The organism is Citrobacter sp. Ce104 (genome assembly GCF_030334595.1).
Classification (GTDB): domain Bacteria; phylum Pseudomonadota; class Gammaproteobacteria; order Enterobacterales; family Enterobacteriaceae; genus Citrobacter; species Citrobacter europaeus.
In genome coordinates this window covers 32022-43974 of record NZ_JAOWDP010000049.1, presented here as the reverse complement: position 1 = coordinate 43974, position 11953 = coordinate 32022, and the positions used below count along the sequence as shown (strand labels likewise).

Below are 11953 nucleotides of genomic sequence, written 5' to 3'. Positions count from 1 at the left end.
GTGGCATCCCCGCGCATCCTCTCTGATAATGACAGGATGATGCGTGGGGAGAGAAAACGTGCAAGGTGTACCTGAGCAGTTTATTGATGAGAAAGACAGCGCCCGCTTTCGCCATCTGGCGCAGGTGCCGGGCGTTGAGCTGTATCATGCGCACATCTCACGTTACGCCTTTGAACCACATACCCATGAAGCGTTTGGCATTGGCGCGATAGAAGCCGGCGCCGAACGTTTTCGCTATCGCGGCTCGCAGTACGTGGCTCCCGCCCATTCTGTCGTCACCATGAATCCCGATGAGCTGCATACCGGCGAAGCCGAAACCGCCGACGGCTGGCGCTATCGGATGATTTATCTCGACCCCTCTCTTCTGGAAGAGGTCACCGGGATCCGCCACTGGTGGTTTCATGACGTAACGCGTCACGATCCGCTGCGCTCACGCCAGCTCTGCTCGCTGATCCACGGTCTGTGGAACACAGAGGATGCGCTGGCGCAAAAAGGGTTATTGCTCGATCTGATCGACACCTTCCAGCCGCTGGCCCGTCATGCGCCGGTATTGCCGGAGGGCGCGCATCGCTTTGAACGGGTGCGCGAGTATCTGCATGATAATTATATGCATCCTGTCACGCTCGATGAACTGGCCCGGGTTGCATCGCTGAGTCCCTGGCATTTTCAGCGTCAGTTTAAGTCTCATTTCCACGTCACGCCGCACCAGATGCTGATGGCGATCCGCCTGTGGCGAGCCAAAGGTTTTCTCACTCACGGAATGCCCGCCGCAGAGGTCGCCGCCGCAACCGGCCTCACCGACCAGTCGCATCTCACCCGCGCGTTTACCCATCGCTACGGCATTACGCCAGTGCGTTATCAGAAACAAGTCGTCCGGCGTTGATCAGCAATCTCATACAATACGGCGGCATTTTTCCTGCCTACACTCGACTGATTGTTAAGCGATGTGGATGTCAAAAATGATTAGCGGCGTGTTGTATGCCCTGCTGGCCGGGCTGATGTGGGGATTAATTTTTGTTGGACCGCTGATCGTACCGGAATACCCGGCGGTATTGCAGTCGATGGGGCGCTATCTGGCGCTGGGGCTGATAGCGTTGCCGATTGCCTGGCTGGGACGTGTGCGTCTGCGCCAGTTGGCGCGTAAAGACTGGATAACGGCGCTGGCGCTAACGATGATGGGTAATCTGATTTATTACGTCTGCCTGGCAAGCGCTATTCAACGCACCGGTGCACCGGTTTCTACGATGATTATCGGTACATTGCCAGTGGTGATCCCGGTTTTCGCCAACCTGCTCTACAGCCAGCGTGACGGCAAATTATCATGGTGGCGTCTGGCGCCTGCGCTGGTGTTGATTGGCATAGGTCTGCTGTGCGTGAATATCTCGGAGCTGAATCAGGGGTTACCTAACTTTAGCGGCTGGCGTTATGGCTCAGGTATCGTGCTGGCGCTTGTTTCGGTGGTGTGCTGGGCGTGGTATGCGCTGCGTAACGCCCGCTGGTTGCGCGAGAATCCGGATAAGCACCCGATGATGTGGGCGACGGCCCAGGCGCTGGTGACGCTGCCTGTTTCTCTGCTCGGTTATATTGCCGCCTGCCTCTGGCTGAACGGGCAAACGCCGGACTTCGCTCTGCCCTTCGGCCCGCGCCCTGGTGTGTTTATCGGCCTGATGATAGCCATTGCGGTATTGTGCTCATGGGTTGGCGCACTGTGCTGGAACGTCGCCAGCCAGAAGCTGCCGACGGTGATCCTCGGCCCGCTGATTGTCTTTGAAACACTGGCGGGCCTGCTGTATACCTTTATCCTGCGTCAGGAATTTCCGCCGTTGCTGACGGTAAGCGGCATTGCGCTGCTGGTAATAGGCGTGGTAATTGCTGTGCGGTCAAAACCGCAGAAACCGGCGGTAGTGCCGGTTTCAGGGGATGCCTGATGGCGCTGCGCTTATCAGGCCTACAAGGACTGTACGATCTCATGTAGGCCGGATAAGGCGTTTACGCCGCCATCCGGCGCGACACTTTAAACACCGCCACGGTCTGATTCAGCCGTGCAGCCTGCTCTTCGAGCGCGGCGGCGGCGGAAGCGGACTCCTCCACCAGTGAGGCGTTTTGCTGCGTGACACGATCCATCTCGGCAACCGCCTGGCCTACCTGATCGATACCCCGACTCTGTTCATCAGAGGCCGAGGCAATCTCGCCCATGATATCGGTCACGCGAGTCACGGCGCTAACAATTTCCGCCATCGTTTCGCCCGCTTCATGCACCAGCGCCGTACCCGCATTGACCCGATTTCCCGAGTCATCAATCAGCGCCTTAATCTCTTTCGCCGCCTGAGCGCTACGCTGCGCCAGCGTACGAACCTCACCGGCGACCACGGCAAACCCGCGCCCCTGCTCGCCCGCCCGCGCCGCTTCCACCGCAGCGTTCAACGCCAGGATGTTGGTCTGGAAGGCAATGCCGTCAATAACATTGGTTATTTGCGCGATTTTGCTGGAACTGGTGGCGATTTCATCCATCGTACGTACCACGCCATCGACCACGTTTCCGCCTTTTTGCGCTGTTTGTGAAGCGTTTTTTGCCAGACTGGTCGCCTGACGCGCGTTATCCGCGTTCTGCTTCACGGTCGCGGTGAGTTGTTCCATGCTGGCTGCGGTCTCTTCCAGGGAGGCGGCCTGCTGTTCGGTACGTGAAGAGAGATCGTTACTGCCAGCGGCAATTTCACCCGCGCCGGTATAAATGGTGTCAGCCCCGTCACGCACCACGCTGACCGTGTTCGCCAGCGCCCGCTGCATGTCGCGGATGTTGCCTGCCAGCAGCGCCATTTCATTACTGCCATCGGCGTTGATGCGGTGCGTCAGATCACCTGCGGCAATATGGCGAATATGTCCCATCACCTCATGCAGCGGCTTGAGCAGCACCCGCTGCATTGCCAGCCAACTGGCGATAATCACGGTGACGACAATCAGCATCACCGCAGACAGCAGCCAGATTATCTTCTGGTAATCACTCTCATTGTCCTGCACTCCAGCAGTGGCCAGCGCCGTTTGCGCGCTACGCCATTGCCGATAAACTTCCTGCATGGCCGTTTGCTTTTGCTCGGCATTCTGCTTGAACATCTCTTCCAGCTTTCCTTCAGCCAGCAGCGCGTTCATTTTTGCCAGCGTCGCAGAATAGATGCCATATTGCTCTTCCAGTCGATCGGCCAGATGCTCATCCAGCCCCGGCGTTTCCGGCAGAGCGTAGTATTTATCGTAATGCGCTTTCGACTCGGCCAACAGGCGATTTGCCGTGTTCACCAACTCCTTCAACTGACCGCCGTTAATATCGCTGGCCATCGTTCCCTGTAAACGCAGCATCCCACGGTTGAGCGTGACGCGAGCCTGGTTCAGGCTAATCCACGCATCGGTAAACTCGGCCACGTTCTGGCTGGAAAGCTGAGAAACGTTGAAGTTTTGCTTATCGTTATTGAGCGCGCCAATAAAGACGCCCGCGGAGATGAGCTGCATTGCGCCCAGGGCGAGTAACACGGTGATAAGTAAGGTTATCACTTTGATTCGTTTAAACATCTGTAGCCTTTTATTATGCAGGTATTGTCTGAGGTCTAACTATCGGCAGCGGCGTGCGCTTATTTAATCCTGTGACGCGGCTTTTTTCGCCGTCTCCCTCCTTTCCAATAGGATTCAGCACCTTAACGAAATAAGAAATTTTCGTGATGTTCATCACAAAACACCCCACCCCGAAAGGGTTATATCCTTCGCCATAAGTTGCATTTAAAATACATCTTATATTATTGAGAATGAGGTAACGGCAATGTCTTATCGCGATCAACCTTTAGGTGAACTGGCGCTCTCTATTCCTCGCGCTTCGGCCCTGTTTCGTAAATACGATATGGATTACTGCTGCGGCGGTAAGCAAACGCTGGCACGCGCTGCCGCGCGTAAAGAGCTGGATTTAGACGTTATTGAGGCGCAGCTCGCGCAGCTGGCTGAACAACCGCTGGAGAAAGACTGGCGTACCGTGGCTCTGGCTGAAATCATCGACCATATCATCGTGCGTTATCACGACAGACACCGCGAACAGTTGCCGGAGTTGATCCTGCAGGCCACTAAAGTTGAACGCGTTCATGCAGACAAACCGAACGTACCGCGCGGTCTGGCGAAAAACCTGACCATGCTGCATGAAGAGCTGTCCAGCCACATGATGAAAGAAGAGCAGATCCTGTTCCCGATGATCAAACAGGGCATGGGTAGCCAGGCGATGGGGCCAATCAGCGTGATGGAAAGCGAACATGACGATGCGGGTGAACTGGTCGAAGTGATCAAACACATCACCCATAACGTGACGCCGCCGCCAGAAGCCTGCACCACCTGGAAAGCCATGTATAACGGCATCAACGAGATGATCGACGACCTGATGGAACACATCAGTCTGGAAAATAATGTGTTGTTCCCGCGTGCCCTCGCAGGTGAATAAAAAAGCCCGGTGGCGCTAGCGCTTACCGGGCCTACAACGACCTCGAACGTAGGCCTGATAAGGCGAAGCCGCATCAGGCAATCCCGCCAGCATAGTGCCGGATGCGGCGTAAACGCCTTATCCGGCCTACATCTCACGTCCTAGCGATTAACGCACGCCTGCCATACGTTTCTTACCGATGAACAACCAGCCCAGACCCAGTGCGATGAACCACAACGGCGTGACGATCAACGCCTGACGGGTATCATCTTCCAGCGTCAGCAGTACCAGTACGAAGACGAAGAACGCCATACATACCCAACACATCAGCTTGCCCCACGGCATCTTGTAGATTGATTTTTCATGCAGGTGCGGACGTTGCTTGCGGTACACCAGGTACGAGCAAAGAATGATGGTCCAGACGAACATGAACAGAATCGCCGACACGGTGGTGATCATAGTGAACGCGCCAATCACGCTCGGATTCACGTACAGCATCACCACGCCGCCCAGCAGACAGATACAGGAGAAGGTTAAACCCTTCGCCGGAACTGCGCGTTTTGAGAGTTTGGCAAACGCTTTAGGCGCAACGCCTTCCTGCGCCAGGCCGAACAGCATACGGCTGGTAGAGAACACGCCGCTGTTTGCAGAAGAGGCCGCTGAAGTCAGTACCACAAAGTTGATCAGGCTCGCCGCAGCAGGCAGACCAACCAGCACAAACAGTTCAACGAATGGGCTCTTGGTTGGTACTACCGAGCTCCATGGCGTTACGGACATAATCACGATCAGCGCAAAAACGTAGAACATGATGATACGGATCGGAATCGAGTTAATGGCGCGCGGCAGAGATTTCTCCGGGTCCTTGGTTTCCGCAGCGGTCGTACCCACCAGCTCAATACCCACAAACGCGAACACGGCTATCTGGAAGCCGGCAAAGAAGCCGCTCAGACCTTTCGGGAACCAGCCACCGTCATTCCATAGATGCGTGAACGATGCCTGAACGCCGGTTGGCGACTGGAAGTGCGTCAGCACCATCACCAGACCGACGACAATCAGGCCGATGATGGCGACGATTTTGATCATCGCAAACCAGAACTCCATCTCACCAAACATTTTTACAGTGGCAAGGTTGAGGCTCAGCAGCAGCACGATCACCGCCAGCGAGGCGACCCAGTCTGACAGTTCGGGAAACCAGAATTGCGCATACGCGGTAATCGCGACAACGTCTGCCATTCCGGTAACGACCCAGCAGAACCAGTAGGTCCAGCCGGTAAAATACCCGGCCCATGGCCCGAGCAGGTCGGAGGCGAAATCACTAAACGATTTGTACTCCAGATTCGAGAGCAGCAATTCCCCCATTGCTCGCATGACGAAAAACAGCATAAAACCGATGATCATATAAACAAAGATGATCGACGGTCCGGCGAGACTGATGGTTTTACCGGAGCCCATAAACAGGCCGGTGCCGATAGCGCCACCAATGGCAATAAGTTGAATATGACGGTTTGTGAGATTGCGCCGTAGCGACTGTTCAGACGATGCCTCTTCAGCGGCGTCGACTTTTACCTGATCTACCATGTTTTTTTCTTCCTGTACCTGTCTGTGTTGTTCAGGCTCTACGGCCTTTAGTGTGTCTATGATACGACGATCCTGTTATCAGGACTCATCGATATTAGGTAAGAATTGGCGGGATGAATACTAAGATTTAGATATAATGTTAATTTAATGTTTAAAGTGAGTGTCATATCACTCTGATAGCGCGAATTAGCTCACAAAAATACACGCTAGCGCGGCATTTGCAAGATAATATATCGACAACGGCGTAACTATAGCTTTTCTCGCTATTTTTTTGTTCCCCCCGGCCTCGGGGGGAACAGAAGTCACTGCTTACAGGATTTCAAGCAGCTCAACGTCGAACACCAGCGTGCTGAACGGAGGAATGGACGCGCCAGCGCCACGCTCGCCGTAAGCCAGTTCCTGAGGAATAGTCAGTTCCCATTTGGAACCTACTGGCATCAGGGTCAGCGCTTCAATCCAGCCAGGGATGACGCCGTTAACCGGGAATTCAGCCGGTTCGCCGCGTGCGACAGAGCTGTCAAACACGGTACCGTCGATCAGTTTACCGGTGTAATGCACGCGAACGCGGTCAGTACGCGCCGGAATAACACCTTCGCCCTGAGTCAGAACACGGAACTGCAAACCGGATTCAGTGCTGTTCACACCCTCTTTCTCACGGTTTTCTTCCAGATATTTGACGCCATCAGCCGCCATAGCCTGGAAACGTTCGCGACGTACTGCATCAGCGCGTTCGTGGATTTCACGCAGCGCGCGATGCACAACATCAACCGGCACTGCCGGGTGTTTACCTTCCAGCGCGTCAGCGATACCCGCTACCAGCGCTTCAGGCAACAGTCCTTCCAGTCCGGATTCGCTCAGCTGTTGTCCTACCTGCAAACCAATGCCATAGCTTGCTTGCGCTTCGATAGTGTCAAAAGTCGGGTTAGCCATCATATTTCCTTTCATCGGATGTAAAGTAGCGGGCAGCATATCAGCCATGCCGCATCCGGTAAAACTTTGTCTCGGGAACAGATGACAAATCGCGAGGAAACATAAACAATAGGAATATCCCGCGTTGACGTCACGAAAGCGGGTAATATGACGAACATCATAGCGTTAGCCATCTATACTCTATGATCGAGGAACGAGACGCGGAGCAGGAGGAAAGCCATGCCCGGGCGCTTTGAATTAAAACCAACCCTGGCGAAAATCTGGCATGCACCGGACAATTTTCGCATTATGGATCCGCTACCGCCTATGCACCGCCGCGGCATTATTATTGCTGCTATCGTGCTGGTGATAGGTTTCCTGCTCCCTTCCAGTGACACCAGCGATGCCCCTGTGGTTACGCGTACTGCTCAGCTGGATTTACAGTCGCAGTCGCAGCCGCCGACCGAGGCTCAGCTGCAGGCACAGCTCGTCGCGCCGCAAAACGATCCAGGCCAGGTCGCTCCGGTTGCCCCGGAACCAATCCAGGAAGGAGAACCTGACGCGCAGCCTCAGGCTCAGCAATCTCAGCCGCAAACGCAGCCTTTCCAACAGGATAGCGGAATTGACCAGCAGTGGCGTTCCTATCGCGTTGATTCAGGCAAAACGCTGGCGCAGGTATTCCGTGACCATAACCTCCCGCCAACCGATGTATACGCGATGGCGCAGGTTGAAGGCGCCGGAAAACCGCTGAGTAACCTGAAAGACGGTCAGATGGTGCAGATCAGGCAGAATGCCAGCGGCGTGGTGACGGGATTAACCATTGATACCGGCAATGGCCAGCAGGTACTGTTTACCCGCCAGCCTAACGGCAGTTTTATTCGCGCCCGTTAACCGCCGTGGCCCCGCGATTCCAGGCCTGATGAGCGATAGCGCCATAAGGCATCAAGGTGAAGCGTCAACGCTTCACCTTGTTCACCCACCAGATCCCCGAGCAGACCAGCACCAGCGCCAGCGCATATTTCCATTCAAGAATGTTCTCGCCGAGGAAAATCGCCGACAGCACCGCCCCCGACACCGGGATCAGGAAGTTAAACGGCGCTACCATCCCCACGCGATTATGCTTGAGCAGAATACTCCACAAAGCAAAGGCGACCGAAGAGAGTAACGTCAGGTAGCCCAGAATCGCCACCGAAGACGCGCCGTGAACGGTCAGCGTGCCGCCAAAAGCGTAACCACCGATAACCAGCGCCAGACCGCCACCGCCCAGTTGATACCCTGTCATTACCGTCGGGTCCACCGTCTGAGAAATACGTTTACCGTATAACGTGGCGGCAGAGAGAATAAAGGCCGCCATCACCACTGAGCCATCCCCTAACAGGCTGAAGCTAAAATCCATTCCGCTGCTAAAGTTCACCACCATTACGCCGGTAAAGCCGAGGATACAACCCAGCGCTTTGTTGTAGCTCAGTTTGTCATTATGGTAGATGAAATGCGCCAGCAGTACGCTGAAGAAGGTCCCTGTCGCGTTCATGATGGACCCTTTCACCCCCGTCGTGAACGCCAGGCCAACATAGAAGAAGATGTATTGCAGCGAGGTTTGCGTCAGCCCCAACAGCGTGAGCTGACCATATTGACGCGGGCTTAACCGGCCAATCGGTTTACGCTGCGCCACCGCCAGCAGTAGCAGCAATAATCCTGAAAACAGGAAGCGATAGCCGGCAAAGACAATTTTTGAGGGAATGTCATCCGTGGCAATCTGGAAGATCTCATATCCGCTTTTGATCGCCGGATAGGCGCTCCCCCACAGCAGGCAGCAGAACGCCGCGCTCAGGTAGACAACATTTTTACGCGCAAACAGAGGTTGGTGCGTTGGTTCCATTCCATCACCACTTTGAAATAATGTTTTATTTTTGTGATTATCCCGAAAAGGATAAAGAATAGCCAGAGAGAAAAGCGGGGGAACAGAAAAGCAAAACGCCGGCACAGGGCCGGCGCTTTTACGCGGTCATCAGAATAAAAACTTATTCTGCAACTACGTTTACAGTCAGCTTAGCAAACACTTCGCTGTGAACCTGGAAGCTCACTTCGTGCTCGCCAGTGGTACGCAGAACGCCGTTCGGCAGACGAACTTCGCTCTTAGCTACTTCAACGCCAGCTGCAGTTACAGCGTCAGCGATGTCGCGAGTACCGATGGAACCGAACAGTTTACCTTCGTCGCCAGCTTTAGACGCGATGGTTACGGTTTCCAGTGCGTTGATTTTCTCAGCACGAGCTTCAGCAGCGGACAGAACGTCAGCCAGTTTAGCTTCCAGTTCAGCGCGACGCGCTTCGAAAAATTCAACGTTTTTCTTGGTAGCAGGAACAGCTTTACCCTGTGGTACCAGGAAGTTACGAGCGTAGCCCGCTTTAACGTTAACCTGATCACCCAGGCTACCCAGGTTTGCTACTTTATCAAGCAGAATAACTTGCATTACCTTATCCTCTCAAAGTCGTATTAATGGACCGTGACCGATTACTGATGACGATCAGTGTACGGCAGCAGGGACAGGTAGCGAGCGCGTTTGATAGCGCGAGCCAGCTGACGCTGGTATTTTGCACGGGTACCGGTGATACGGCTTGGGACAATCTTACCGCTTTCGGTGATGTAGTTTTTCAGCGTAGCGATATCTTTATAGTCGATCTCTTGAACGCCTTCCGCGGTGAAACGGCAGAACTTGCGACGACGGAAATAACGTGCCATATGGCTAGTCTCCAGAATCTATCAATTCAATCTGCTCGGCATGCAGAACCATTTTGCTCAGGCCGTTCTTTGCCTTGTGGCAAGAGATGAACCCCTGAACGGTCACTGCGCTACCGACCGTTATACTGTGAGTAATGGCCTGGTTTTCGTGTCCGCTAATAATAACGGGCATTTGGCACCACGCCTGCCGGTGAAATCCGGCTTCCTCCTGCACAGAACGATGCTCAAGCACGAACTGGCAATGAGGAATTCCTGATGGACTGACCTTTCGAAGGGGAGCCCTGCACACGGTGCCGGACAACGCCAGACGGTTGGTCATCAGAAATTACTCTTCAGAATCCCCAGCTTCAGCATCATCTGCGGTTTCGTTTGCGAAATCATCGCGACGCTCACGGCGTTCGTCTTTCGCTTTAACCATCGGAGATGCTTCGGTAACAGCGTGTTTAGTACGCATAACCATGCTGCGGATAACGGCATCGTTGAAGCGGAAGGTAGTTTCCAGCTCATCGATCACTTCCTGCGGCGCTTCAACGTTCATCAGAACGTAGTGAGCTTTGTGCAGTTTGTTGATCGGGTAAGCCAGCTGACGGCGGCCCCAGTCTTCCAGACGGTGGATCGTGCCTTCTGCACCAGTGATGGCAGCAGTGTAGCGTTCGATCATACCCGGAACCTGTTCGCTCTGGTCAGGATGGACCATAAAAACGATTTCGTAATGACGCATCGAATTGCTCCTTACGGATTATTCAGCCTCCTGTCTGGGTCAGCCGAGGCCCATGGAGGCAAGGAACGTGTTAAAGGTCGGCTGAAAAATGACGCGTCATAATACTGGGGTCAGCAGGTAAACTCAAGGTGATTGTACGATTATTTGCCATGCCGCCATTAATACATATCCAGCAGCATTTTGATGCTGATGCAAATGGAGACAATGACAATCATCGGCCGGATAACTTTCTTGCCGCGCGTCAGTACGACCGTCGCGCCAAGACGTGCGCCGAGGGACTGCCCGGCAAACATCACCAGCCCCAGTGACCAGATCATTTTACCGCCGAAAATGAAAAACAAAATCGAAGCGATGTTCGACGCCAGGTTAATAAAATTCGAGTGGATTTGCGCCTTATCGATACTGTATCCCCATAGCAGGATATAGCTGAGCGTATAAAAGGAGCCAGCCCCGGCACCGAGAAAGCCGTCATAAAAACCAATACATCCCCCGCCGATCAATGAGAAGAGAAACAGGGATACCTGCCGCTTTCTTTTCGGTTCGCTAAGATTTGGCGCAAAAATAAAGTAGATGGCGACCGCGATAATCAGGATTGGCAGCAGTTTCTTCAGCAGTTCCGGTTCAATAAACTGGATAAGCGTCGTTCCCAGCGCCGAACCGATAAAGGCAGATAAAAACACATACTTGTGCTCCTGCACGTTGATATGTCCCCGGCGTAAAAAGTAAATTCCGGAGGTCAGCGAGCTGCCCAACGCCTGAATTTTATTGGTTGCCAGCGCATTAGCCGGGGGTAAACCAGAAATTAATAGTGCGCCAATAGAGAGAAAACCGCCGCCGCCTGACACCACGTTAATAAAGCCTGCCACCAGCGCGACCATGAACATAATCACAAAGTAGCTGAAATCCATGAATGAAGTATCCATAACTTTTTGCCTTATTATCATAAAGTTATATTAATTATCCAGCTCACTATAAACGGCGTACTCAGCCGATTAAATTGACTATTTGGTAAGAGCTTATGCGCGAAAGACAGGTATTTTTCACCGCAGCGGTAAACACCAGCAGACTGTTAATTAAAGAAAAGATGGCTATGCGGTAATTTTTTGAACAACTGCATCAGAAATGGTCGCTATCGACTACGCCAGTAGCGGTTAAAATTACATCAGAAGCTAATCACTCACAGGAGAGAGGCAACCAGAGACCGCAGTCGAGGAGGTACATATGCGAGCCCGTGTTTTGACCCTTCTGGCTGTGCTTTTGCTCAGTGCAAATGCAACGGCAGCCATCAAAATTGACAATCATCAGGCCAGGAATATGGATGATGTGCAGAGCTTAGGCGTCATTTACATAAATCATAACTTCGCCACTGAAAGTGAAGCCACTCAGGCCCTGAATGAAGAGACAGATGCGCAAGGCGCAACCTACTACCATGTGATCCTCACCAGGGAACCCGGTAGTAACGGAAATATGCACGCCAGTGCAGATATTTATCGCTAGCTACCCGCAAATAACCAACGAGAACATTGCCACAGTTTGATTTGCCCCCTTCACCGGGGGC

At 53.5% G+C, this 11953-nt stretch carries 14 protein-coding genes; 5 read left to right on the top strand and 9 right to left on the bottom strand.

Annotation, left to right across the window (positions count from 1 at the left end; genetic code table 11):
* Window positions 1–58: 58 nt before the first annotated feature.
* Together OGW16_RS04145 and OGW16_RS04140 are read left to right on the top strand one after the other, a co-directional pair.
* Complete coding sequence (locus OGW16_RS04145; RefSeq protein WP_047413297.1) at window positions 59–883, top strand: AraC family transcriptional regulator; 825 nt, start codon at window positions 59–61, stop codon at window positions 881–883.
* 76 nt (window positions 884–959) lie between these two features.
* Window positions 960–1928: a DMT family transporter gene (locus OGW16_RS04140; protein ID WP_087051751.1), complete on the top strand. Its 969-nt coding sequence runs from the start codon at window positions 960–962 to the stop codon at window positions 1926–1928.
* Between the two features lie 61 nt (window positions 1929–1989).
* Here the strand turns inward: OGW16_RS04140 and OGW16_RS04135 are convergent, their stop codons facing one another.
* Entirely contained in the window at window positions 1990–3561 is a 1572-nt protein-coding gene (locus tag OGW16_RS04135) for a methyl-accepting chemotaxis protein (RefSeq protein ID WP_100193868.1), read from the bottom strand.
* A gap of 244 nt (window positions 3562–3805) precedes the next feature.
* Here OGW16_RS04135 and ytfE point away from each other — a divergent pair, with 244 nt between their 5' ends.
* Window positions 3806–4468, top strand: coding sequence for an iron-sulfur cluster repair protein YtfE (gene ytfE / locus OGW16_RS04130; protein WP_003025690.1), 663 nt, complete (start codon window positions 3806–3808; stop codon window positions 4466–4468).
* Between the two features lie 147 nt (window positions 4469–4615).
* Here ytfE and cycA read toward each other — a convergent pair whose 3' ends face one another.
* Together cycA and bamJ are read right to left on the bottom strand one after the other, a co-directional pair.
* Complete coding sequence (gene cycA / locus OGW16_RS04125) at window positions 4616–6025, bottom strand: D-serine/D-alanine/glycine transporter (protein ID WP_043018191.1); 1410 nt, start codon at window positions 6023–6025, stop codon at window positions 4616–4618.
* A 309-nt stretch (window positions 6026–6334) separates the two neighbouring features.
* On the bottom strand, window positions 6335–6955 hold the full coding sequence (bamJ, locus tag OGW16_RS04120) for a BamJ family beta-barrel-assembly machinery protein (protein ID WP_043018514.1): 621 nt from the start codon (window positions 6953–6955) through the stop codon (window positions 6335–6337).
* A 219-nt stretch (window positions 6956–7174) separates the two neighbouring features.
* Between bamJ and OGW16_RS04115 the strand changes: the two genes are divergently transcribed.
* Entirely contained in the window at window positions 7175–7825 is a 651-nt protein-coding gene (locus OGW16_RS04115) for a LysM-like peptidoglycan-binding domain-containing protein (protein ID WP_047406699.1), read from the top strand.
* Window positions 7826–7889: 64 nt separating this feature from the next.
* Here the strand turns inward: OGW16_RS04115 and OGW16_RS04110 are convergent, their stop codons facing one another.
* The 6 genes from OGW16_RS04110 to OGW16_RS04080 all read right to left on the bottom strand — a co-directional run bounded on the left by OGW16_RS04110 (window position 7890) and on the right by OGW16_RS04080 (window position 11318).
* Window positions 7890–8813: a DMT family transporter gene (locus tag OGW16_RS04110; protein ID WP_286517937.1), complete on the bottom strand. Its 924-nt coding sequence runs from the start codon at window positions 8811–8813 to the stop codon at window positions 7890–7892.
* Window positions 8814–8955: 142 nt separating this feature from the next.
* Window positions 8956–9405: a 50S ribosomal protein L9 gene (gene rplI, locus OGW16_RS04105; RefSeq protein WP_003025676.1), complete on the bottom strand. Its 450-nt coding sequence runs from the start codon at window positions 9403–9405 to the stop codon at window positions 8956–8958.
* A gap of 41 nt (window positions 9406–9446) precedes the next feature.
* A complete protein-coding gene (rpsR, locus tag OGW16_RS04100) occupies window positions 9447–9674 on the bottom strand; it encodes a 30S ribosomal protein S18 (protein WP_000135199.1) in 228 nt (75 codons plus the stop codon).
* Window positions 9675–9678: 4 nt separating this feature from the next.
* Window positions 9679–9993: a primosomal replication protein N gene (gene priB, locus OGW16_RS04095; protein ID WP_003025674.1), complete on the bottom strand. Its 315-nt coding sequence runs from the start codon at window positions 9991–9993 to the stop codon at window positions 9679–9681.
* 6 nt (window positions 9994–9999) lie between these two features.
* Window positions 10000–10395 carry a 30S ribosomal protein S6 gene (rpsF, locus tag OGW16_RS04090; RefSeq protein WP_003025672.1) on the bottom strand — a complete coding sequence of 132 codons (396 nt, stop codon included), beginning with the start codon at window positions 10393–10395 and terminating at the stop codon, window positions 10000–10002.
* 158 nt (window positions 10396–10553) lie between these two features.
* Entirely contained in the window at window positions 10554–11318 is a 765-nt protein-coding gene (locus OGW16_RS04080) for a TSUP family transporter (protein WP_043018187.1), read from the bottom strand.
* 298 nt (window positions 11319–11616) lie between these two features.
* Here OGW16_RS04080 and yjfY point away from each other — a divergent pair, with 298 nt between their 5' ends.
* Window positions 11617–11892, top strand: coding sequence for a DUF1471 family protein YjfY (gene yjfY, locus OGW16_RS04075; protein ID WP_003025668.1), 276 nt, complete (start codon window positions 11617–11619; stop codon window positions 11890–11892).
* Window positions 11893–11953 lie beyond the last annotated feature (61 nt).

Bases quoted from the DNA above. Each gene is read 5' to 3' on its own strand.
- ytfE (WP_003025690.1), top strand. From the start codon at position 3,806: ATGTCTTATCGCGATCAACCTTTAGGTGAACTGGCGCTCTCTATTCCT.
- OGW16_RS04135 (WP_100193868.1), bottom strand. From the start codon at position 3,561: ATGTTTAAACGAATCAAAGTGATAACCTTACTTATCACCGTGTTACTC.
- cycA (WP_043018191.1), bottom strand. From the start codon at position 6,025: ATGGTAGATCAGGTAAAAGTCGACGCCGCTGAAGAGGCATCGTCTGAA.
- OGW16_RS04110 (WP_286517937.1), bottom strand. From the start codon at position 8,813: ATGGAACCAACGCACCAACCTCTGTTTGCGCGTAAAAATGTTGTCTAC.
- yjfY (WP_003025668.1), top strand. From the start codon at position 11,617: ATGCGAGCCCGTGTTTTGACCCTTCTGGCTGTGCTTTTGCTCAGTGCA.
- bamJ (WP_043018514.1), bottom strand. From the start codon at position 6,955: ATGGCTAACCCGACTTTTGACACTATCGAAGCGCAAGCAAGCTATGGC.
- OGW16_RS04115 (WP_047406699.1), top strand. From the start codon at position 7,175: ATGCCCGGGCGCTTTGAATTAAAACCAACCCTGGCGAAAATCTGGCAT.
- priB (WP_003025674.1), bottom strand. From the start codon at position 9,993: ATGACCAACCGTCTGGCGTTGTCCGGCACCGTGTGCAGGGCTCCCCTT.
- rpsR (WP_000135199.1), bottom strand. From the start codon at position 9,674: ATGGCACGTTATTTCCGTCGTCGCAAGTTCTGCCGTTTCACCGCGGAA.
- rpsF (WP_003025672.1), bottom strand. From the start codon at position 10,395: ATGCGTCATTACGAAATCGTTTTTATGGTCCATCCTGACCAGAGCGAA.
- OGW16_RS04080 (WP_043018187.1), bottom strand. From the start codon at position 11,318: ATGGATACTTCATTCATGGATTTCAGCTACTTTGTGATTATGTTCATG.
- rplI (WP_003025676.1), bottom strand. From the start codon at position 9,405: ATGCAAGTTATTCTGCTTGATAAAGTAGCAAACCTGGGTAGCCTGGGT.
- OGW16_RS04140 (WP_087051751.1), top strand. From the start codon at position 960: ATGATTAGCGGCGTGTTGTATGCCCTGCTGGCCGGGCTGATGTGGGGA.